We start from the raw sequence: 23124 nt of genomic DNA, 5'->3' as shown, positions 1-23124 counted from the left end.
AAAAAAGAGAGATAAAGAGTTAACAGGTGTCTTGTCATATGTATGAACTGGATGTATGATGGGATAGGATGATCGACAGGGGGAGAAAAATGAATACGTTTCTTAGAAAAAAAGGAGTACATCTTCATTGGCGAGTGTATCTCATTGACGCAATGGGACAGATGGCCATTGGCTTTTTTGCTACGTTAATTATTGGACTTATTATAAGTACTGCAGGAGAACAATTTGGTTTACCTAGTTTGGTTCGTGTTGGTGAATTAGCAATGGGCATGATGGGACCAGCAATCGGTGCAGCTGTAGCTCTTGGTCTAAAAGCTCCTAGACTTGTTGTATTATCCGCTGTTGTAGCAGGTGCAGCAGGTGCAGAATTTGGTGGAGTTTCTGGAAGTTTTGTTGCTGCTGTCATCGCGACAGAGCTTGGTAAGTTAATCAGTGGTGAAACAAAAATGGATATCATCTTGGTACCCTTTGTTACAGTAGTCAGTGGGTATCTTACGGCAGTATTTGCAGGGCCAGGAGTTCAGACAACCATGACCACACTAGGTAAAGCGATGATGTGGGCTGGAGAACAACAGCCTTTAATTATGTGTATTGTGGTTGCCACCTTGATGGGATTAGTTATTACAGGACCAACGTCAAGCGCTGCGTTAGCCATGGTACTGGAGCTTGAAGGACCAATTGCGGGTGCTGCCACAATTGGATGTGCAGCGCAAATGGTTGGCTTTGCTTTAAGTGGGTACAGAGATAATGGATTTTCTGGGATCATCCCACTTGGCATGGGTACGTCTATGCTGCAGCTGCCAAATGTCGTGAAGAAACCAATTATTATTATTCCTCCATTACTAGCAGGTGCGATCCTAGCACCAATTGGGGTAATCGTTTTTGGTATCACAAATATTCCAGCTGGCGCAGGCATGGGGACAAGCGGACTTGTAGGACCGATTATGACATTCCGAGATATGGGGTTTAGCGGATCAAGTGTAACGGCTGTCCTTCTATTTTATTTTATTACTCCTGCTCTTCTCAGTCTCTTTTTCTCGGAAATTATGAGGAAAATGGGTTATATTAAAGATGGAGATATGAAAATCTATACTTTATCAAAAGAAAGCTGAGGAGATTAGACATGGAACACGTTAAGGATTTAGAACACTTTAAGCAAATTAGTGAAAAAGAAACAGCTGTATTTATGTTTTCGGCAGATTGGTGCCCTGACTGTCGTATCATAGAACCGATTCTTCCAAGAATTGAAGCTGATTTTCCAACGTTTAATTTTTATTATGTGGATCGTGATCAGTTTATTGATCTTTGTGGAGAGCTTAGCATATTTGGAATTCCAAGCTTTTTAGCTTATGCGAATGGTGCAGAAGTTAATCGCTTCGTAAGTAAAGACCGCAAGTCACAGGAAGAAATAGAAACATTCTTAACAGAAGCAGAGGCAAAAAGCGTTTAAATGGTTTTAGAGAGCCAGGAGCAAATCATTTGATTTGTTCCTGGCTTTTTTTGTTGTTGGATTAACGATCGAATGACACTTGAATGTAAGCCAAATATTCTGGAGATGCCCGTTTCGTTGGAATGTGAGTCATTGCATGATAGAATCTTATCTAGAAGAGTTCGTAACGGTCTACCGTTTGTTAGAAAGGAAGATATTAGATGAATATGCAGGAATTCAGAAAGAAAATAGAATCACAGCTTGAGCGACCAGATTGGCGTATTAAGTATGATCAAAAAGAAGCGACACTCCGAGTAGAGGATAGCGCTACCCAAAAGGGTGTAACCTTATCTCTACGCCCATTACTTGCTAAATGGGAAAGGGAAGACTATGCAGGGGTCGAGGAATCGATTCGCTATGTACAAGTAGGCTTAGAGTCTATGCGTCAGAAGGTTGAATTAAAGGGGAATGAGAGTAAGATACTCCCTGTTATTCGTGCTGCCTCTTTTCCTGAAGAATCAGCTGATGGGAAGAAGCTTGTGTTTCATGAACACACGGCAGAAACAAGAGTTTATTATGCGTTGGATCTTGGTGATTCCTACACATTAATCGATCATGCTCTTCTTGAAGAGAATGGCTTTACGGCTGATTCTTTAAGGGAAACTGCATTATTTAATGTCCGATCACTTCCACAACCGTTTAAACAGCAAGAAGTAGCTGGTAACACATTTTACTTTATGAATGCCAAGGATGGCTATGAAGCAAGTCGAATTCTTGATCAATCTCTCATTGAACGTATGGGAAAAAAGGTGCACGGCGAATTAGGCATTGCCATTCCTCATCAAGACGCACTTATGTTTGTGGATCTAGTGAATGATACTGGCTATGATGTCATGGCACAGACAGCTTTAACGTTTTTCGGACAAGGTAGAGTCCCAGTAACAGCCCTACCTTTTTTGATGAAAGATGGAGAGCTTGAGCCAGTGTTTATTATGGCGCAAAAAAAACCTAAAGGCCCATCTACTAAAAAATAACCTATGTTATACTAATAGGCAGAATAGAATAAAGGAGAACGTCCATGAATATATTTTATAATCAAAAAGGGATAGGCGATACGTTGTTAATCTCTCTTTCAAATAGTGAACCGGTAGAGCTAGCATATGAGCGTAAAGGGAATGTTTCTAGAATTTATGACACTTCAACAAAACAGACGACAGGATATAATATCTTTGATGCGTCTTCCTATGGAGAATTAACTGAATCAGGCGTTGTTGATCTGACAGAATCTGTGAAGGAATTGATTAATAAGGCGTTAAGCGGAGAAGGATTCGACATTAACTTTGAAGGCTCTAACAAGCCATTATTTGTTGTTGGCTATGTCTCATCAAAAGACAAGCATGAAAACGCTGATAAACTAAATGTTTGTCAAGTTAATGTAGGAAGTGAAACATTGCAAATCGTATGTGGTGCTCCAAATGTGGAGGCAGGACAAAAGGTTGTTGTTGCATTAGAAGGGGCTGTCATGCCAAGCGGACTCCAAATTAAGAAAGCCTCTCTTCGTGGCGTTGAATCGAATGGTATGATTTGTTCGGCAAAGGAATTGAATCTTCCGGATGCCCCTGAAGAAAAAGGGATTCTAGTTCTTGATGATTCATCAGAAATAGGTTCTTCATTTACACGATAAAAAAACAGCCTAACTGATGAAAAAGGCTGGTTTAGCAACGGGTCCATGTAACAGCCATTTAAGGTTGTCCTGGCGATCAGATGCTGCCGGCTTTTTTCTGTTCACAAGGTAGATGTGTTTAGAAAGCAGGTGGAACGAAAAATGGAACCTATACAACGCTTGCGGAAATGGATTCAACAGACATTTTATGGAGTGGAACAGAATGAAAAGGATGAGAATAAGAAAGAGACAGAATCGTCCAATGTTCAACAGTCTAAACAAGTTGATAGAAGATCGAGCCATACATACCCTTCCTATCAAGAACCCTCTGATAAAGGCCCACGAATTACGTATCAGTACGCAAGGTCCAACGGCATAAGGTTCCCATTAGAGGTTGAAGAACAAGCAAAAGAAATGATGCAAGATAGGAAGGCCGACACGCCTAAACCTGATAAATCGCATGAATCTGTAGAGAAGCATGTTGATCGAACGGGGAAGTCAACGAGAGAAGAGCCGACTAAAAAAGTAGAAAAAAAGGAACGCGTGAAATTTAATAATCCAGATTTTAAACCAACGTCGATTCCATCACCTATACACGGATTTAGGAAGGTCTTGCCAAGCCAACGGACTCAGCTTACCCTGCATGAGCCAGAGGTTGAACCGACAAAGATAACTGAAGAGTCAATTCCTCAAACGTTCTTCTCAGAGTCTACTAAAGAGGTACATCAAGTGGTAGATCATAAGGATGAAGAAGACGCGATTCAAGATACGACTTTTACGTTATCTGAGAGTTCCTATGCGCAGGAAGAGAGTAAAAAGGAAGAGATCGTGACTGAGCCGGTTCAAGAGATTGAAGAGGACATAGCTACTAATCCACATCCGGTCGAATCAAATGAAGAAGTGGTGTACATACCAGTTGAGAAGGTAGAAGAAATAGTACCTGAACAGGATGATACGTACACAGCTGAACCGATTGAGCAAAAGACTCAATCAACTCTTGAAGTCATAGAACCTCAGCCTGAAATACTAGAGCTAGAGGAGGCGGCCTCAGAGCAAAGTAGTGAGAAAGAGGAAAATCCTCATTCAGACTACGAAGAACCAATCGTAGAGGATGAATCACCTTTTTATGAAGAACCAACAATTGAGGTGAAAGAAGAACAGCAGCCTGTTGTAGAACCTGTTAAAACCAAGCAGCCTACTAAAGAGAATACCGCGTTCACATCCCAAACCAAGCAAAAGGCTTCTGTTCCTTTTAATGTATTAATGATGCCGAAGGATAAAAAGACTGCAACACCGTCTACAACAAAAGAAGTTGAGTCGAATTCTGGTTATATGAAGCCAAGCATACAACTTCTTCGTTATCCGGAGGCAAAGCGGGTGATGGATACGGAGTGGTTGGATCAGCAGGCCGTGCTACTTGAAGAAACGCTACAAAGTTTTCATGTCGACGCAAAGGTTGTTCATACAACCATGGGTCCTTCCGTTACGAGATTTGAGATCCAACCTGCACGCGGGGTAAAGGTAAATAAGGTGACCAATTTAAGTGACGATATTAAAATGACTTTATCTGCGAAAGAAATTAGAATTGAGGCGCCGATACCAGGTAAAAATACGATAGGTATTGAAGTGCCAAACTTACATCCGGAAGCAGTATGGTTAAGAGAAATATTGAGACGTGATGTATTTATTCAACCTTCTTCGCCAATGACTGTAGCGTTAGGGCTAGATATTTCTGGTCAGCCGATTGTGACTGATTTGCGAAAAATGCCACACGGATTAGTTGCTGGAGCTACAGGATCCGGTAAAAGTGTGTGCATTAACTCGATTTTGATTAGTCTCTTATATAAAGCTACACCAGACGAAGTAAAACTACTCCTAGTTGATCCGAAAATGGTTGAGCTTGCACCTTACAATGATGTGCCCCATCTTGTAGCACCAGTTATCACGGATGCAAAACAAGCGACCATTGCCCTAAAATGGGTGGTAGGTGAGATGGAACGCCGGTATGAACAGTTCAGCCAAAAAGGTGTTCGTGATGTAGGCCGTTATAACGAGCTATATTCAGAAGAACCGTCTAAACCAGCCATGCCGTATATTCTTGTAGTCATTGATGAACTAGCTGACTTAATGATGGTCTCTCCTCAGGAGGTTGAAGATTCTATTTGCCGTATTGCTCAAAAAGCGCGTGCATGTGGAATTCATTTATTAGTTGCTACGCAACGCCCTTCTGTTGATGTCATAACAGGATTAATTAAAGCGAACATTCCAACTCGAATTGCCTTCTCTGTTTCATCTCAGACTGATTCAAGGACCATTCTAGATATGAATGGTGCAGAGCGTCTGCTGGGGCGTGGAGATATGTTATTTAATGAGAACGGATCGCCAAAGCCTGTTCGTGTGCAAGGGACTTTTGTGACAGATGAGGAAATTGAAGATGTCATATCTTATGTAAAAAAACAGCGCAAACCAGAATTTATGTTTGATACTGAACAAATGCAAAAGTCATATGAACAGAGTGAGCAAGAAGATGATTTATTCGAAGAAGCTTGTTACCATGTTATTAACCAAGGAACGGCTTCCGCTTCAAATCTACAACGCCGCTTCCGCATTGGGTATAACAGGGCTGCAAGATTAATTGATATGTTAGAAGCTCGAGGTGTTATTACTGGTGCAATGGGCAGTAAACCGAGACAGGTACTTATTGATGAGATGTCTGTCGATCAAGTGCTCGGATACACTGAGTAAGAAGGCTCTTGTCTAATCCTAACTTGTTCTATAGTATAGAGAATGTTCGTGAACGTTGCGAATCAGTGGAGTAGGTTGTCAGAGTCTTTTTACAAGCATGGCACATATAGTAATGGATAGAATCAAGCGAATGGGAAAGATAGGCGTGAGCCTGGAAATCATACGATGATGTACTCAAATAATATAAAAAAATGAATGAACGCTACTTCTCACTTTATAGTTGAAATAATAAGAGAGGCAGCGGGGAGGTTTACCTATGAGCAATTTTCATTTTGTTGGAATAAAAGGATCAGGGATGAGTGCTCTGGCTCAAATCCTACATGATATGAATTATAATGTACAAGGTTCAGATGTTGATAAAACGTTCTTCACCCAAAAACCTCTTGAACAAAAAGGGATTCCACTATTACCCTTCGATAAGGCAAATATTAAAGAAAATCAAAAAATCATTGTTTCTGCAGCCTACAATGAAGACCACATTGAACTTCAAGAAGCTGCCCAAAAAGGAATCGAAATTGAGCAGTATCCATCTTTTCTCGGTCGGTTTATTAATCAATTTACTAGTGTTGCTGTAACAGGCTCCCATGGAAAAACCTCAACAACCGGTTTATTATCCCATGTGTTGGGATCAGTCCATCCAGTTTCCTACTTAATAGGGGATGGAACAGGTAAGGGAGAGGAAGATTCAAAGTATTTTGTATTTGAAGCATGTGAATATCGCCGTCACTTTTTAAATTACAAGCCTGATTACTGTGTCATGACAAACATTGATTTTGATCATCCGGATTATTTTAAAGATGTTCATGATGTGTTTAATGCATTCCAGGAAATGGCGAAACAAGTGAACAAAGCGATCATTGCCTGTGGAGATGACGAATATCTGCAAAGTATTCATGCGAATGTCCCTGTTGTCTATTATGGTTTCAAAGAGCATAATGACTTCCAAGCTTATAATGTGGTAAGTGGTGAGAATGGAACTACGTTTGACGTATATGTCCGTAACAGCTTATATGGTACATTTACAATTCCTGGTTTCGGAAATCATAGCGTATTAAATGCATTGGCTGTCATTGCGATCTGTCATTATGAGGGAGTGTCTGCAGAAGCGCTTGCTAAACACCTTCAAACATTTGATGGGGTAAAACGCCGATTCAGTGAGCAACATTTCGGAAGACAAATTCTAATTGATGATTATGCACATCATCCAACAGAAATTGCCGTTACGATTGAAGCAGCTAGAAAGAAATATAGTGATCGTGAAGTGGTAGCTATTTTTCAACCACACACATTTACGCGTACTAAAACATTCCTTGATGAATTTGCAGAAGCCCTTTCAAAAGCAGACTCAGTTTATTTGTGTGATATTTTTGGATCTGCAAGAGAAGATAAAGGTAGCTTAACGATTGGACATCTACAGCAGTTAATTCCTCAATCGGAACTACTCTCAGAAGAAGAAGTTTCTGTTTTGACTAAACACTCTAACAGCGTGCTGTTGTTTATGGGTGCAGGTGATATTCAGAAATTCCAAAAGAAATACGAACATTTAGTTAAGCAATAAATAATAGGTGTAAGGAGAGTACGTTTTTCTCCTTACACCTTATTTTTGATTAAGCGATACTTTTTAAAAAATTAATTTAAATTATAAAAAAACGCATAAATGGGGTAAGATAAAGGATAATCAAAAAAAATGTCGAATATATATCCATGCGCTTATGTTTAATCATGAAGCGTAATGGGTAAATCTTTGATATGGAGGAGGGATACATCATGGATTGGGCAATTCTTTTGTACATAAGTGCCCTGGTAGCAGCAGTTGCTTTTGCAGTATTAGTTATTTTTCTTGTTCGAACGCTGCGATCAGCCAATCGTACGCTTGAGCATACAGCTAATACCGTTGCCAATTTAGAGAAACAAGTAAATGGTATTACAAGCGAGACAGAACAACTACTTCATAAGACTAATCGACTTGCTGATGATATTCAGCAAAAGACTGAAGCAGTGAATACATTATTCACATCAGTAAAAGATTTAGGGCAATCTGTGACTCAGTTCAACCAATCAATTAGGCAAGTGTCTAACACTGTTTCAAGCCAAACGGTTGAACAATCTGAGAACATAGCTAAAGCTGTAAATTGGGGGACAACAGCCCTTGATTTGTATACGAAGTTTAAGTTAAGAAAACAGACTCTCGACGAACCAATAAAAACTCAAGGAGGAATTAATCATGGGAGACATTAATACAAAGGATTTTCTAATTGGAACACTAATCGGTGGAATTGTAGGGGCAACTACTGCTCTATTTTTAGCACCTAAGTCTGGTAAAGAACTTCGTAATGATCTTGGAGAGCAAGCTTCAATTGCAAAAGCAAAAACAACGGAAATCACTTCAAGTGCTTATGATAAAGGAAATGAGTGGGCTTCAATTGCTAAAGAGAAGTCTTCAAACATTGCAAAAACCGTTTCAGAACAATCAAACCAAGTTGCAGATAAAGTGAAAGAAGTAGCTGGTGGCATTAAGACTGAGGCAGATATTGCAAAAGAGAATGTATCTGCATTAACAGATGACTTAACAAGCGAAGTTAAGGATTCAAGTTCTAAGGTTTCTCAAACAGTTAAATCTGAAGTAGATGACCTAGAAAAAAAGGTTGAACAAGAAAAGAAGAATCTAAAATAAACAAAAAATAAAGGCGTACCAGCTCTTAGATGCTGGTGCGCCTTTTTTATCATTTTAATCTTGAAAAGGATAATTCAATTGTATCCCCATGGTTAATTACTGCTGTAAATTCAGCTGTTTGTTGATTACACGTTAGTGAAAACGTCTGGTTAGGTCCTGTTGGGATTTGAATATCTGTTACGGCAAAAAGATCTTGAATAACAAATGGAGTCAAATCTTCTGATTGGGTTACGATAGAATCATCGTGGTTTACAGCAGTTTCTGCAGACATTTTCTCAGATGATCGATAGAGCTCAGTTGTATTTTTATTTAATCGTAGTCGCTCTGAATTAAATAAGATTTCGATAGATTGCTGTGTATTTCCAAGGTGGTGTCGTACATCATCGGCAGTGATACTAGGATCACCCTTATCAGGATGATCCACAGTAATGTGATCTCCTTGTTTTATCGCATGATCTAAATGAACTGCACGTCCATTAACAAGCAACTTTGTTTTACGATGTAAAATACTCTGATCTTGACCATCAACTTTAATTTTTGTCGGTTTAAACCACTCTGTATTAAACTTGTTTTTTAGTAAAATATCACGTAATGAATAGTTGGTCCCAATGATAATCTCATCGCGATCAATTAGTTGTTGGTTAAGATCAGCACGTTGACCGTTTCTCCTAATTTCGGCTGTTAATTCATACAGATGCTCATTTACTTGGCAAGTAAAGACAGCCGACTGTTCAATGACATCACCAATGGTCGCAATTGGGGGAGTTCCATCTTCCCCTTTTTTTATGGTCAGCTGATCGCCTTCTTTTATTAAATCTGAAATAAGTGCAGGTTGACCATTTTTGCATATAGTAGGTGCTTTTCCTGGGTGCCCTGGTATGGATACAAGATTGCCATTAACTTTTACAACAATCGCAAAGCCGGGTTTTCCGTATTGTTTGACAACGTCAATGCCCGCGGAGACAAAAGCATCTCCAATCGTCAGTTCTTTTGCATCAAATAAACGTAACGTCCTGTCATTCACTTGCACACTGACATAATGAATGGGATTTTGTTTAGCTGCAATCGCAATTCCAACAGGCGTAACGAGTTCTGGCCCCATTAAGTCAGGGTCTAATGCAATGAAATTCTGAATCGCATCAATGCCACGAACGGCAACGCGTTCTGGTGGCAGCTGTAAAGCTTTAGCTAGCATTTGTGGAAGCATCGGCGTTTGACTGCCGCCCCCAACTAACATAACGGCCTTAGGTGGTTTCCCATTTAATTCAAGAATTTCATTTGCTATAGTGTGGGCTAAGTGTTGAATGCTTGGTGTAATTGGCTCAAATAGTTCTGAACTAGTGTAGTCCGTTGTAAGACCTAGAATATCAGTCATTGAAATTTTATCCGTTTCAAGAGACTGTCTTTTAATTTTTTCTGCTTCTGGAAAATCAAGCAGGTAATGATCACTGAGTGCTTCGGTAATCTCATCACCAGCTGTTGGAACCATTCCATACGCTTGGACACTACCATTAGCGGTAAGTGCAATATCAGATGTCCCTGCTCCAATGTCAACAAGCGCGACATTTAAGCGACGCATCGAAGCAGGAATTAATACATCGATTGCTGCAATAGGTTCCAGCGTAAGAGCTTCAAGTTGCAGCCCAACTTGATGTAAGGCTTGCAACAAAGACTCCACAACAACTTTGGGTAAAAACGTAGCAATGATTTCAATTTCTGCTTCCTTCCCATTTTGCTGAAGTAAGCTACCGATAGGCGTTCCATCTAAGCGATATTCAAGAACTGAATACCCTACACAATCATAGCGAGAGGCAGATGTATCATCAGATTCTAATGATAATTGATATTGTGCTTGTCCAACAGCACTTAACTCAAGGTTAAGAAGATCTTCTCGTGTATGCAACAATTGTTCATCTAATCGTACTGAGTATGTGGCTCTCTTGGTTAATAAAGAACGTCCAGCCGCAGCTACACATGCTTTTTCTAAAGGATAATGTCTTTCTTCAAGTTTGTTTTTAACTGCTTTAATAACGGATGCCACAGCAGGGATATTATGTATTTGACCATCAAGCATAGATCGTTCTTCATGCTCCATGATTTCAATATCAATCAGCTCATGTTGGGTTCCTCGTTGTCTAAGCAGGAGTCCAACAACAGAGCGTGTACCAATATCCAGGGCAAACAATGTAGGAGAATCTAATTCCAATGTAATCACCTATTACCTTTCAATTGAACTACTTCTATTTTACTAGAAAAAAGCAAGAAAAGGTATATAGAAATCAATATTCGCTTTAGCGCTTAAAAGCGTCTAAGAAATAAAGAGAAATTCCGTGACATTCATGATCACATCATTTATAATGAATCTAAGTTAAAGAGAACTTATTTTTTGAAGGAGTGGAGAAGATATGAGTAACGAACAATTAGAACAGCTAAGATCAGAGCTAGATGACGTAAACTTAAAGTTATTATCTTTAATAAATGAGCGTGCAGGTCTAGTACAAAAAATTGGGACAGTTAAACGTGAGTCTGGGGTCAACCGTTTTGATCCGGTTAGAGAACGGAAAATGCTAGATCATATCGCAGATCACAATGAAGGACCTTTTGAAACAAGTACTCTACAGCATCTATTTAAACAAATTTTCAAAGCAGGACTTGAGCTTCAAGAAGAAGACAACAGTAAAGCACTACTCGTATCAAGAAAGAAACAGAAAGAAAATACCATTGTAGATCTTAAAGGAGAAGCAATTGGTGACGGTCAACAGCGTCTTATTATGGGACCATGTGCGGTTGAAAGTTATGAGCAAGTAACGGCAGTTGCAAAAGCTATGAAAGCAAGAGGACTAAAACTTCTTCGGGGTGGAGCGTTCAAACCTAGAACTTCTCCATATGACTTCCAAGGGCTTGGACTTGAAGGACTTCAGATCTTACAACGTGTAGCGAAGGAACAAGACATGGTTGTTATTAGTGAAATTGTTAGTCCATCTGATATTGAAATGGCCGTTGAGTATATTGATGTTATTCAAATTGGTGCACGTAACATGCAGAACTTTGAGCTTCTAAAAGCAGCTGGCTCAGTGAACAAGCCTGTATTACTTAAGCGTGGACTATCTGCAACGATTGAAGAGTTCATTCATGCAGCAGAGTACATTGTTTCTAAAGGGAATAGCCAAATTATGCTTTGTGAGCGTGGAATTCGCACATATGAGAAGGCTACACGTAACACCTTAGATATCTCAGCAGTACCAATTCTTAAACAAGAAACACACTTACCTGTTCTTGTAGACGTAACACACTCTACAGGTAGAAGAGACCTTCTTCTTCCTACAGCTAAAGCTGCCTTTGCGATTGGTGCGGATGCGGTGATGGCAGAGGTACATCCAGATCCAGCTGTTGCATTATCTGATTCGGCACAGCAAATGGATATCCCAACGTTCAACACGTTTATTGATGAGTTAACTGCTTCAGGATTATATAAGAATTAATAAGTTTTTAAAGCAGCCCCTTCGATGGAAGTGGGTTGCTTTTCCTATGTAAGAGGATTAAAATGGTATGATGACCTTTTTGGTAAATTAAAGCATATAAAGCTGTAAATAAGGGAATAATAACGGTATTATACGTAAAGAATTATGTGGTTTCTCTTAAATGTCGGAGGAATTATCAGATAGTGTCGAATAAATTCGAAAGACATTGCGGAAGCTTGGTTTGTAGCGTATGATTAACGTACAAACTAGGTGTAAGGCATGTTACGAGGAGGATCAATGTGAATACAACAATTTATGATGTAGCACGAGAAGCTGGTGTTTCCATGGCAACGGTATCAAGAGTTGTTAATGGAAATCCGAATGTTAAACCAACAACAAGAAAAAAAGTACTCGAAGCCATTGAGCAACTTGGCTATCGTCCAAACGCGGTTGCGCGTGGTCTTGCAAGTAAAAGAACTACGACAGTAGGGGTTATTATTCCTGATATCTCAAGTATTTTCTTTTCAGAATTAGCTAGAGGTATTGAAGATATTGCCACAATGTACAAGTACAATATTATCCTTTGTAACTCTGATCAAAACAAAGAAAAAGAAATTCATTTGATTAATACTCTTTTAGAGAAACAAGTAGATGGTATTGTTTATATGGGTGGAGAGATTACAGAAGAGCATGCAGAGCAGTTTAAGCGTTCACCTGTTCCAATCGTTCTAGCGGCAACTCTTGATCAAGAAAAGAGCTTCCCATCTGTAAACATTGATTACAAACAAGCAGCAGAAGATGCAGTAACGACATTAATTGAAAAAGGGCATAAGCGTATTGGTATGCTTAGCGGCTCACTTGATGATCCAATTAATGGTTTCCAAAAATTCGCTGGTTATCGCTCTGCGTTAGAGAATAAGAACATTGATTTCGATGAGAATTTGATTGTACTAGGAGACTATACATACGATTCTGGAATCGAAGCAATGGAATCCTTTATTGAAATGAAAGAAATGCCTACAGCTATTTTTGCTTCGTCTGATGAAATGGCCCTTGGTGTCATTCATGGAGCACAGGATAAAGGCTATCACGTACCTGAAGATTTTGATGTAATTGGTTTTGATAACACAAGGTTATCTGTCATGGTACGACCAACACTGACAACTGTTGTACAGCCAATGTATGATATCGGAGCTGTATCTATGCGTCTGTTAACGAAGTTTATGAACAAAGAAGAAGTTACGGATCACACGGTTCAATTGCCTCACCGAATTGAATTTAGACAATCTACAAAGAACAATTAGGTTTGGATGGGGAACATGACAAACAGAATTGGTCTGATTGGTGCAATGGACGAGGAGATACGACAGTTACGACTAGACTTAAAAACCGAACAGATTGACGTTCGGGCAGGCATTACGTTTTATATTGGCGAAATAAAAGGGTGCTCTGTGGTGCTTTGCCGTTCAGGAGTAGGTAAAGTAAATGCAGCTGTCACAACTCAAATTTTAATTGATGTGTTTGATGTATCTCATCTCATTTTTACTGGGATAGCGGGTGCATTGGATGAAAACTTACATGTCGGAGATTTGGTTATCTCGTCAAGCGCGATACAGCATGATATCGATGCAACGGCGCTTGGTTTTAAGAGAGGACAAATCCCAATGCAATCGACGTCATCTGTGTTTGAACCAGATTCAACCTTAGTTGAATTAGCTGAGCAGGCTGCAGCCAAGGTGCTCGATTGTCGAATTGTTAAGGGTAGGATATTAAGTGGAGATCAATTTATTGCCGATGTAGAAGTCGCCAAAACACTTCGTCAAGAATTTGACGGTAGTTGTGTGGAGATGGAGGGTGCTTCAGTAGCCCAAGCTGCATCGATGAGTGAACGACCGTTTGTGATTATTCGAGCAATTTCTGATAATGCCAATAAAGAAGCAACCATGAGTTTTACTGAGTTCACTGAGCTGGCAAGTAGACAATCCTATTTGCTAGTTTCAGAGATGCTTAATAATTGGAAAAGATAACCTACACACGTGTAGGTTATCTTTTTTGTGAGTAAGAGGATTGGTGAAATCTCTTCTCGTTTCGAATATAATATAATGCCTTATCTACAGTTTGTTGGTTTCTAGTCTCAATGATCGATTTTCTAGGAACTTCGGGTAACATTCCAGCTGGGTCCCCCCATGAATATGGAAGTGGTACATCCGCTTTTTCTTGCCATTGATCGATCCAAGAGGATGGAATAGGTAGCTGACTTATGTGTGTTTGATTGGTCATTTCCAACCAAATGCTTGCCCATGCTCGTGGAACTACTCTCCAATGGTCGTATCCGCCACCACCTACGGCAATCCATCGCCCCTCACAATAAGTATGTGCTAGTTCGTGCGCAAGTTTTGGGATAGACTGAAAGCTTTTTAGGGAGGTGTGCAGATGTGTTAATGGATCTAGGTAGTGGGAATCGGCTCCATTTTGAGTAAGAATGACATCTGGCTTAAAGAATTCAATGGCCTCTCTAAAAGCAGTCTCGTAGCTTTCAAGAAAAGAGTCGTCTTCCGTAAACGCCTCTAATGGAATATTTAGCTTAAAACCATATCCTTCCCCAGCCCCTTTTTCCGTCACACTTCCAGTTCCGGGAAAAAGATATCGCCCTGTTTCATGAATACTTAATGTGAAAACATCAGGATCATCATAGAAGGACCATTGGACACCATCTCCATGATGAGCATCAGTATCGATATACATGACACGAGCTTTATACTTTTGCTTTATATATTCAATCGCGATGGAGGAATCATTATATATGCAAAAACCTGAAGCTTTGCCTTTAAATCCATGGTGAAGACCCCCACCTAAATGAAGGGCATGAGAAACAGAGCCACTCATCACGGCATCAACAGCTGTTAATGTTCCTCCTACTAAAAAGGAGGCCGCATCATGCATCCCTTTAAAGAAAGGTGTATCATCCGTACCTAATCCATAACTGCGTGCCTTCTCAGCACTTAGCTGCTTTGAACCTGCCATTTGAACAGCGTCAATAAAAGCTTGATCATGAACAAGGGCGATCTCTTCATTGGTTGCTTTTCGAGGTGGTAGGACGTGACCATCCTCTAAGCTACCACATGCTTCAAGTAAATCTTTTGTCAGTTCAAGACGTAAAGGATTAAAAGGATGTTTTTCGTGAAATTGGTAGGCATGTTCCTCAAGGGAATAAACAAATACAGCATCAGCTGTCTTCATATAACTCTCCAAATGATGTAGGACCTTTCACATTAAAACCAGCTTCTTCGATTGCTTTGATAACGTGCCGCGCATCAATCGTTTGTGCTCTAAATAGCAGAGTCTTAGTCTGTTCGCTCTCAGAAGGGTAAACCATGACACTATGAATATTAATATCAAACTCTTTAAAAATGATTGCTATGGATGCCAATTGTCCAGGGCTGTTGCTCACCTCAACATCAATCTGAGTGCTAGGTTGATCTGCGCCCATTAATTCAACAAATGTGTGCAGTAGGTCCGTTTCAGTAACCATACCAACTAAACGGTCTTCTTCTGTGATCGGTAAGCAGCCGATATGGTATAAGTAAAATACAGAAGCTACTTCTTGAACGAGATCATCTGGTTCTGCTGTAATAATTTTTGTAGACATAACGGTGGTGACCGGCTGATCTAGTTCGGGTGCATCTGTACGCTGTTCGAAAATAGAAGGTCTAGCATCGCGAATATCCCGATCAGAAACGATGCCTTCTATTTGTCCTTTATCATCCACAATAGCAATATGGCGAATGCGATTTTTCTCTAGTAAATGTAGTGCATCCTTTATCGTGTGATGAACTGTTAAAGTGACTAAATCTCGCTGCATGATATCTTTTACTTTCATATGGACAAGACCCCTTTATGTAGAGTAATTAATACATAAACCGATTGTGAAAACGAAGTAAATCAAATTGTTGAACAGATTCTTGATCAACACGTGAGCCAATTCGTGCCATAAGACAATTAGCAGGGTGGGAGCTAATCTCGGGATCATCTGTAGCAAACCATTCAAGTCCGCCATTGCCCATCATTTTCTCCATAACTTTTCGATATTCCCAAACATCTAAGCCGCTTCCTTTTAGGTCCCAATGCCAATAATATTCTGTTGTGATAATGATATAATCCTCCATGGCTTGATCAAGCATGGACAGTTTAATTAAATTCTTTCCTGCAGCAGCTCCTCGATAAGGGGAAGCGATTTCAATTGCACCTAGCTCAAGTAAATTTTCCATATTGCCTTCAGACCAACGTTCCATAGGGTCAGGGTATAGGAAGGTGACATATCCAACAACAACTTGATTATCGACCACCACATTAATACGACCTTCTGGTAATTCAGCAATTTCTAACAGAGCCTCTTTTTGTTTTTCAGCTGGACGGAATGACTCTAACCCTTCATGAAATCCATAATTGGAAAGAGTTTCACGTGTGATTGGTCCTTCGAGTAATAAAGATCTATCTTGAAATGGAATGTATGTTGAATGATAAGATTTAGTATGAATCATTGACTATTCACTCACCTTTGTAAGGCTGATACGTCCATTATACACAAATCTATGAATCTTGCAGTGAGTGAATGAACATTCGGACTATTTTTTTTAGCTCATTTTATAAAGCCACTTTCTGTTTGTGTTAATTTATCTTGTATATTATACTAATGATAATTCATTACGGAAAGGAAGAGAATATATGAATATGCAAGCGCTTCCACCTGAGAATGGAACTTATAATCTACAAAACTATAATCAGGAATATGAGAATTTTGAATGGAACTCAGTTGAAAAGGAATTCTCGTGGCATAAAACAGGAAAGTTGAATTTAGCATACGAAGCCATTGATCGTTTTGCTGAGGGTGATAGAGCAGAACATGTAGCGTTGTATTACAGTGATCAAAAAAGAGATGAATCATTTACGTTTAAAGAAATGAAAGCACTCTCAAATAAAGCAGGTAATGTATTAAAAGAAGCAGGAGTCCGAAAAGGAGATCGTGTTTTTATCTTTATGCCACGATCACCTGAACTTTATTTTGCCTTATTTGGTGCGATTAAATTAGGAGCAATTGTTGGTCCATTATTTGAAGCATTTATGGAGGGCGCAGTTCGTGACCGTCTTGACGATAGTGGGGCAAAGGTTCTAGTTACTACGCCTACATTAATGGAACGAGTACCTTTTGAAGATCTACCAGACTTAAAAAAGGTATTAATTGTTGATGATCAGCATGTAGAATCGGGTCCTTATTTAAACTTCACCAATCGTCTTGAGTTAGCTTCGGATCAATTGAAAATCGAATGGGTCGATCGAGAAGATGGGTTGATACTTCACTACACATCTGGATCAACGGGTAAGCCAAAAGGCGTACTTCATGTCCATAACGCTATGTTACAGCACTTTCAAACGGCTAAATGGGTTCTTGATCTTAAGGAAGATGATGTTTATTGGTGTACCGCAGACCCAGGTTGGGTGACAGGAACATCCTATGGTATTTTTGCGCCTTGGCTGGCTGGCGTAACCAATGTTGTTAGAGGGGGACGATTCAGTCCTGCCGATTGGTATGCAACACTTGAAAAGTATCATGTTTCAGTTTGGTACAGTGCACCAACTGCCTTTAGAATGTTGATGAGCGCTGGCGACGAAGTGGTGAAAAAGTATGACCTTACGAATCTTCGGCACATCTTAAGTGTTGGAGAGCCTCTTAATCCGGAAGTGATTCGTTGGGGAAGCAACGTGTTTAACAAGCGTATTCATGACACGTGGTGGATGACAGAAACCGGTGCACAGCTCATCTGTAATTTCCCGTCTGAAGAAGTGCGACCAGGCTCGATGGGCAGACCGATTCCAGGAATAAAAGCAGCTATTATCGATGACCGAGGAAATGAACTTCCCCCAAATCGAATGGGTAATCTGGCTATTCGAAAAGGATGGCCATCTATGATGAGACAAATTTGGAACAATCCTCAGAAGTTTAATAGTTATTTTGAACTTGAAGGCTGGTACATTTCTGGTGACTCAGCTTATCAAGATGAAGATGGTTACTTCTGGTTCCAAGGAAGAATTGATGATGTCATTATGACGTCTGGAGAAAGAGTCGGTCCATTTGAAGTTGAGAGTAAGCTAATCGAACATCCAGCAATCGCTGAAGCTGGAGTCATCGGTAAACCAGATCCAGTTCGCGGAGAGATTATTAAGGCCTTTGTCGCTCTTCGAGAAGGCTATGAGGTGTCTGATGAGCTGAAAGAAGATATTCGTTTATTCGTGAAACGGGGATTGTCTGCTCATGCAGCCCCACGTGAAATCGAATTCCGCAAAGGACTACCTAAAACAAGAAGTGGTAAGATCATGAGACGAGTTCTTAAGGCATGGGAACTTGATTTGCCAACTGGTGATCTATCAACAATGGAAGACTAATAGAGAAAGTGCAGCTGAGATCAGGCTGCACTTTTTTTCTATTCACCAATGAGAAGTAAGTAGAATCAAAGAATGGTTAATTAGAAAAAAGCATAAGGGCATCGTTTTGATTAAAATGATAAGAAGGGATTTATAACGGGGAGGAAGTAAAGATGAAAGAAAAATTTGCGGCTCAACTATACACTCTTAGAGAAGAAATGAAACGAGGTATTGCTCCTGTATTTGCTGAATTAAAACAAATGGGGTGGGCAGGGGTTCAACTTTCAGCCCTTCCTGAAGGCCATGATCCAGATGAGATAGCTTCCTATTTAAAGAAGTATCAGCTTGGCACAGCAGGAGTACATGTGGGGTTATCTAGGCTGGAAACAGACCTAGAAGCTGTTTTAAAGGAAACGAAGAACTATAACACAGTTGATATCGTCTGCCCGTTTCTTTCCTCAGAGTTACGAACCATTGATGGATATAAAAAAGTAAAACAAACGCTGAATGCCCTTGCTAGAGACTCAAAAGGGTTCCGGATTAGCTATCATAATCATGACTTTGAGTTCAAAACCACCGTAAACAATCAATCAGCTCTAGAGTTTCTCTTAGAGCCTTCAGTTGAAAATGAAATCTTAGCAGAGATTGATGTCTATTGGGTAAAAAAAGCAGGAATAGATCCACTTACTTTCATTCAACCCTATACACAGAGAATGCCACTCATTCATTTAAAAGACATAACAAAAGACGCGGAAGAAACGTTTGCAGAACTAGGAACAGGCCAAATTGATTTTAAGCCAATCCTCCAATGGGGCGAGCGTTCCGGTGTAGAATGGTATATCGTCGAACAAGATCTATGCGAAGGTGATCCAATGAAAAGTCTTGAAATAAGCCTCCAACACCTCAATGAATGTACGAAAGCCATCGAATAGAAAGAGGATGGGACACATCAATTTGTGTTAGATGAGATGAAGAACAATAAAGGCATAGATGAACGATATCGCTAAAGTAGAATCGTCCGCGCTCGTTACAAGGACGATTCTTTGAAGGTGAGGCTAGGTATGTTTTACTTTCTTAATATGTCATCCAGGGGCTACCACTAATCAAGCGGACGAAAATGGAGGGCCGACACCTGCGGAATATAATGAAGGTCACTAAAAAGTTAGCTAGAAATAAGCTCGTGTGTGCCGCTCCAGGAGAAACCTACGCTTTCCACGGGAACGGCCTCAGCCCTTGAAGCGGAAGGGCACCCCTTCAATGTCTTCAGACTCGTTCTGTTCCGTAGGAGTCTTCGGTTTCTCCTTCCGCTACTGATGAGATTAATTGTAAAAAAGCTATTTTATGTTTATAAGAGAAATCCTAAATACCTATCGATTCTTTTTCAATGCCTGCCCGCGGTAAGCGTGCCCCCATTTTCGGGAGCGGTGGCGAGGAACTCTTATTCGAATAACCTCCTAACCTTTTGTTGGTACTGGGTTAATTTATCGGCAGGGGTACTTCATTTTATAATAGGGCCGAAAAATGATGTGTCTGACGACGTCATTTTTCGGCCCTTATTGTGTTTAAAAGACTTCTTTCCCAGCTTTATATGTCTTAATTCACAAGCTGTTTACGATATTGTTCTGGTGTAAAGCCTGTTAATTGTTTAAAGACTCTAGAGAAGTGAGAAGGGTATTTGAATCCGCTTTGATAGCTTAGTTCAGTAATACTGATTGATTCATTCAGCATTAAACTAACCTTTGCCTGATTCACTCTTTTTTGATGAAGGTATTTGAAGATAGTTACACCCGTCACTTCTTTAAAAATCTTTGATAGATAGTATTTACTCACATGCAACTCTTCACCAAGTGCCTCTAAATGAAACTGAGTTTGATAATGATTTTCGATAAACTTGATCACATTTTGAACGTGCCATTCCTTCTCCGTCTGTGGGAGAACCGTGTCCTGTAATGACTCAGTACAATATGGAAAGATAAAGCTTAGCAAATCCATAAATAGAAGCTGATATCGAAAAGTAGATATCGAGCTATCTTCTTTTTTGCATTCATTCATGTCAGATAAGTAAGACTCCAGCTTCGTCCGATCGTCACCACTAAAGGACAAGTGGATAGAGGAAAGAGTGGAGAAGGGGTCCACTAACTTTTCCATACCCATTGGCTGAAGAAGTTTTTTGAAATAAGATTGATTAAAATGAATCGTTGAACGAACATACGGGTGACCTTCAAATAATTTTGGACGATGTAAGGTCAATCCATTCATTAGGATTAGATCTCCAGCAGACAAATGAATAATCTTGTCTCCAATCAGATAGGTACACTTTCCGTGATGGAAATAAAAGAGTTCCGCTTCTTGATGCGAATGAAAATGAATTTTATAAAGTTGATCTTGAGAAAAATTCATAGAAAGATGAGGAAACTGAAAAGGCGTGGTACTCATCTATGATTGTACTGTTGACTTAATTTCATTTGCTTGCTTTTGTGCCAAAAGACATAGCTCCGCTGCTTTAAATGCATGTTCTTGCGTCATAGCATGTTCTGTTCGATTGATACAATCGAGAATCAGCTCTCCGAAAAATGGGCAGCCTACTTTTCCTTGAACAGAGAAATGCTGTTCACCATCATCATTGACAAGATACACATGATCACCTGCTGAATCTTTTGCGACATCTATATATTTACGAATCTCAATGGTACCCTTCGTACCTGTAAGGAATAATCGCCCATCACCCCATACCCCTAAACCATCTGGCGTGTGCCAATCGACTCTGAAGTAATGAGTGGCACCATTCTCTCCAACTAGAGTGGCATCTCCATAATCCTCTAGCTCTGGATAATCAGCTGATGTGTAGTTGGCTACTTTACTATGCACGACCGTTGCATCCTTATTCCCAGTATAGAATAGAAATTGTTCAATCTGATGACTACCAATATCACATAATATGCCGCCATATTGCTCTTTCTCAAAGAACCAATCTGGCCGACTTGGAGCATTCAATCGATGGGGGCCAAATCCAGTCACTTGGATCACTTGACCAATCGCTCCTTCTTGAACGAGCTGTCCAGCATAAACCGCGGATTCTACATGAAGACGCTCACTATAATAAACCATATACTTTTGGTTTGTTTCTACACATACTTTTTTTGTTTCCTCTAGCTGTTCTAATGTAGTGAAGGGTGTTTTATCTGTGAAGTAATCTTTTCCACTTCTCATGACTCGATTGCCAAGTACACTTCTTTTATTAGGAATAGCTGCCGCTGCAACGAACTGAATGGATTGATCTTCTAGTATTTCTTCTTCAGATGAAGCGAGTTGTACAGAAGGGAACTTATTTTGAAACGCTTTCATTTTTTCCGGATCTGGATCAAATACTTTTTGTAAGGTTGCACCGGCTTCAATTAGGCCTTGGCACATTCCATAAATGTGACCATGATCTAATGCGATGGCTGCAAAGATAAACTCTCCGTCTTTCACTACGTGACGTGATTGTCCTTTAGGTGCGTAATTCATTCCATCTTTTCGACTCATAGAATCCTCCTTAGTGAGTACCTTTGACATTCAACGATTTGCCAGTGCTTACTTTTTGCACAGTTGATTGATCAATTTGTTCGTTAAGGTGTTGTAGATAGAGATCTTCATCAATAGGGAAAGTCACCCATGTATCTGTCCAAGTTGATAGCTGCATCGCATTAGAGAGACTGAGACCATATATTCCTTCAGATCCAGGCGCAACTAATGGCTCATGATCTTTAATGGCATTAACAAAGTTCTGCGTAATTCCTTCATGTGCGGTATTTAATCCTTCTACTGGAATGTCGCACTTCCAGGTCTCTGGTTTTCCGAACCCACCAGTATATTCTTGATTAAAATCTGTTTCTGACTGTCGCAGACGCCAAAAAGTCAACTCGTCATTTTCAATCACAATTTTTCCACGATCACCAGTAACCTCAAGTCTATTTGTACCTGGAGCTTCACCAGTAGTAGTGACAAATACGGCCGTAGCACCATTGTCGTATTCCGCATATGCAGTGACATTATCTTCTACTTCAATCTCTCTGTACTTCCCAAATTGACAAAAAGCTCTCATTCTTGAAGGCATCATCCCTGTTAACCAATACATTAGGTCTAATTGGTGAGGGCATTGATTAATTAACACTCCGCCACCTTCACCTTGCCAGGTAGCACGCCAGCTACTTGAATCATAGTAACTTTGAGAGCGGTACCAATCTGTAATAATCCAATTAAGCCTTCTAATTGAACCTAGTTCATTAGAGAGGATGAGCTCTCTTAGTTTCTGATAAATCGGGTTCATACGTTGATTATACATCATAGAGAAAACGAGTTGACTTTTTTCTGCGGCCTCATTCATTTCACGCACTTGTTTTGTATAGACACCAGCAGGTTTCTCCACAAGCACGTGTATACCTTGATTAAATGCACGAATGGATAAGCGTGGATGACTATAATGAGGGGTTGCAATCAGGATAGCATCAATTTGACTAGATTGAAAGAAAGCATCTTCATCTGAAAAGATGGTAACCTGATTCTCTGAAAATTGATCCTCAATTTCGGTGATTCGACTCACTCGTTCCTCAAGAATAGCAGTTAAGACAGCTCCTTTGATGCGACCTTCGTATAAATAATCTGCATGAGCTTTACCCATATTACCTGCGCCTATTACACCAACTCGAACCACATCGCTCATCTAACCAGCTCCTTATTCATCAATATAAAA

The 23124-nt window shown here is 40.0% G+C and carries 20 protein-coding genes; 13 read left to right on the top strand and 7 right to left on the bottom strand.

The features are described from left to right. Positions 1-89: 89 nt before the first annotated feature. The 8 genes from J2S05_RS14550 to J2S05_RS14515 all read left to right on the top strand — a co-directional run bounded on the left by J2S05_RS14550 (position 90) and on the right by J2S05_RS14515 (position 8511). On the top strand, positions 90-1112 hold the full coding sequence (locus J2S05_RS14550) for a PTS transporter subunit IIC (protein ID WP_306984002.1): 1023 nt from the start codon (positions 90-92) through the stop codon (positions 1110-1112). 11 nt (positions 1113-1123) lie between these two features. Then, the gene (locus tag J2S05_RS14545) at positions 1124-1450 is read left to right on the top strand and encodes a thioredoxin family protein (RefSeq protein WP_306984001.1); all 327 of its coding nucleotides are present in this window, start codon (positions 1124-1126) and stop codon (positions 1448-1450) included. Between the two features lie 200 nt (positions 1451-1650). Continuing rightward, positions 1651-2463 (top strand): DUF1444 domain-containing protein, encoded by an 813-nt coding sequence (locus tag J2S05_RS14540; RefSeq protein WP_306983998.1) that lies wholly within the window; start codon positions 1651-1653, stop codon positions 2461-2463. Positions 2464-2507: 44 nt separating this feature from the next. After that, positions 2508-3113, top strand: coding sequence for a YtpR family tRNA-binding protein (gene ytpR / locus J2S05_RS14535; RefSeq protein ID WP_306983996.1), 606 nt, complete (start codon positions 2508-2510; stop codon positions 3111-3113). A gap of 141 nt (positions 3114-3254) precedes the next feature. Next, entirely contained in the window at positions 3255-5837 is a 2583-nt protein-coding gene (locus J2S05_RS14530) for a DNA translocase FtsK (RefSeq protein ID WP_306983994.1), read from the top strand. 256 nt (positions 5838-6093) lie between these two features. Then, positions 6094-7395: a UDP-N-acetylmuramate--L-alanine ligase gene (murC, locus tag J2S05_RS14525; RefSeq protein WP_306983992.1), complete on the top strand. Its 1302-nt coding sequence runs from the start codon at positions 6094-6096 to the stop codon at positions 7393-7395. Between the two features lie 209 nt (positions 7396-7604). Beyond that, entirely contained in the window at positions 7605-8075 is a 471-nt protein-coding gene (locus tag J2S05_RS14520; protein WP_306983990.1) for a DUF948 domain-containing protein, read from the top strand. Then, positions 8062-8511: a YtxH domain-containing protein gene (locus J2S05_RS14515; protein ID WP_306983988.1), complete on the top strand. Its 450-nt coding sequence runs from the start codon at positions 8062-8064 to the stop codon at positions 8509-8511. Before J2S05_RS14520 ends, J2S05_RS14515 begins: the two co-directional genes overlap by 14 nt. 49 nt (positions 8512-8560) lie before the next feature. Here J2S05_RS14515 and J2S05_RS14510 read toward each other — a convergent pair whose 3' ends face one another. Then, the gene (locus J2S05_RS14510) at positions 8561-10717 is read right to left on the bottom strand and encodes a cell division FtsA domain-containing protein (protein WP_306983986.1); all 2157 of its coding nucleotides are present in this window, start codon (positions 10715-10717) and stop codon (positions 8561-8563) included. 199 nt (positions 10718-10916) lie between these two features. On the opposite strand from J2S05_RS14510, the gene J2S05_RS14505 reads away from it, so the two are divergent. The 3 genes from J2S05_RS14505 (at position 10917) to J2S05_RS14495 (ending at position 13999) form a co-directional block, all read left to right on the top strand. Next, positions 10917-11993 carry a bifunctional 3-deoxy-7-phosphoheptulonate synthase/chorismate mutase gene (locus J2S05_RS14505; protein ID WP_306983985.1) on the top strand — a complete coding sequence of 359 codons (1077 nt, stop codon included), beginning with the start codon at positions 10917-10919 and terminating at the stop codon, positions 11991-11993. A 278-nt stretch (positions 11994-12271) separates the two neighbouring features. Beyond that, the gene (gene ccpA / locus J2S05_RS14500) at positions 12272-13276 is read left to right on the top strand and encodes a catabolite control protein A (protein WP_306983984.1); all 1005 of its coding nucleotides are present in this window, start codon (positions 12272-12274) and stop codon (positions 13274-13276) included. 15 nt (positions 13277-13291) lie between these two features. Beyond that, the gene (locus J2S05_RS14495; protein WP_306983982.1) at positions 13292-13999 is read left to right on the top strand and encodes a 5'-methylthioadenosine/adenosylhomocysteine nucleosidase; all 708 of its coding nucleotides are present in this window, start codon (positions 13292-13294) and stop codon (positions 13997-13999) included. A gap of 16 nt (positions 14000-14015) precedes the next feature. Here J2S05_RS14495 and J2S05_RS14490 read toward each other — a convergent pair whose 3' ends face one another. Genes J2S05_RS14490 through J2S05_RS14480 form a run of 3 tightly spaced genes read right to left on the bottom strand, consistent with a single transcriptional unit; the run spans position 14016 to position 16513 of the window. Continuing rightward, positions 14016-15212 (bottom strand): acetoin utilization protein AcuC, encoded by a 1197-nt coding sequence (locus J2S05_RS14490; protein WP_306983980.1) that lies wholly within the window; start codon positions 15210-15212, stop codon positions 14016-14018. Then, complete coding sequence (locus J2S05_RS14485) at positions 15199-15852, bottom strand: CBS and ACT domain-containing protein (RefSeq protein WP_306983978.1); 654 nt, start codon at positions 15850-15852, stop codon at positions 15199-15201. The genes J2S05_RS14490 and J2S05_RS14485 overlap by 14 nt, the downstream gene beginning before the upstream one ends. Before the next feature lie 28 nt (positions 15853-15880). Then, entirely contained in the window at positions 15881-16513 is a 633-nt protein-coding gene (locus tag J2S05_RS14480) for a GNAT family N-acetyltransferase (RefSeq protein WP_306983976.1), read from the bottom strand. 184 nt (positions 16514-16697) lie between these two features. On the opposite strand from J2S05_RS14480, the gene acsA reads away from it, so the two are divergent. Then, positions 16698-18413 (top strand): acetate--CoA ligase, encoded by a 1716-nt coding sequence (gene acsA / locus J2S05_RS14475; RefSeq protein ID WP_306983974.1) that lies wholly within the window; start codon positions 16698-16700, stop codon positions 18411-18413. A gap of 152 nt (positions 18414-18565) precedes the next feature. Then, positions 18566-19324 carry a sugar phosphate isomerase/epimerase family protein gene (locus J2S05_RS14470; protein ID WP_306983972.1) on the top strand — a complete coding sequence of 253 codons (759 nt, stop codon included), beginning with the start codon at positions 18566-18568 and terminating at the stop codon, positions 19322-19324. Positions 19325-19985: 661 nt separating this feature from the next. On the opposite strand, the gene J2S05_RS14465 is transcribed toward J2S05_RS14470, so the two are convergent. From J2S05_RS14465 to J2S05_RS14455, 3 genes are read right to left on the bottom strand one after another with little or no spacing between them, the layout of a single operon-like run. Beyond that, complete coding sequence (locus J2S05_RS14465; RefSeq protein WP_306983970.1) at positions 19986-20828, bottom strand: helix-turn-helix transcriptional regulator; 843 nt, start codon at positions 20826-20828, stop codon at positions 19986-19988. Continuing rightward, complete coding sequence (locus J2S05_RS14460) at positions 20829-21917, bottom strand: Gfo/Idh/MocA family protein (RefSeq protein ID WP_306983968.1); 1089 nt, start codon at positions 21915-21917, stop codon at positions 20829-20831. Between the two features lie 10 nt (positions 21918-21927). Further along, the gene (locus J2S05_RS14455) at positions 21928-23094 is read right to left on the bottom strand and encodes a Gfo/Idh/MocA family protein (RefSeq protein WP_306983966.1); all 1167 of its coding nucleotides are present in this window, start codon (positions 23092-23094) and stop codon (positions 21928-21930) included. Between the last annotated feature and the right edge of the window lie 30 nt (positions 23095-23124).

Source organism: Alkalicoccobacillus murimartini, from assembly GCF_030813245.1.
In the GTDB taxonomy this organism is placed as follows: Bacteria; Bacillota; Bacilli; order Bacillales; family Bacillaceae_D; genus Alkalicoccobacillus; species Alkalicoccobacillus murimartini.
This window is presented reverse-complemented; position numbering and strand designations above follow the sequence as displayed.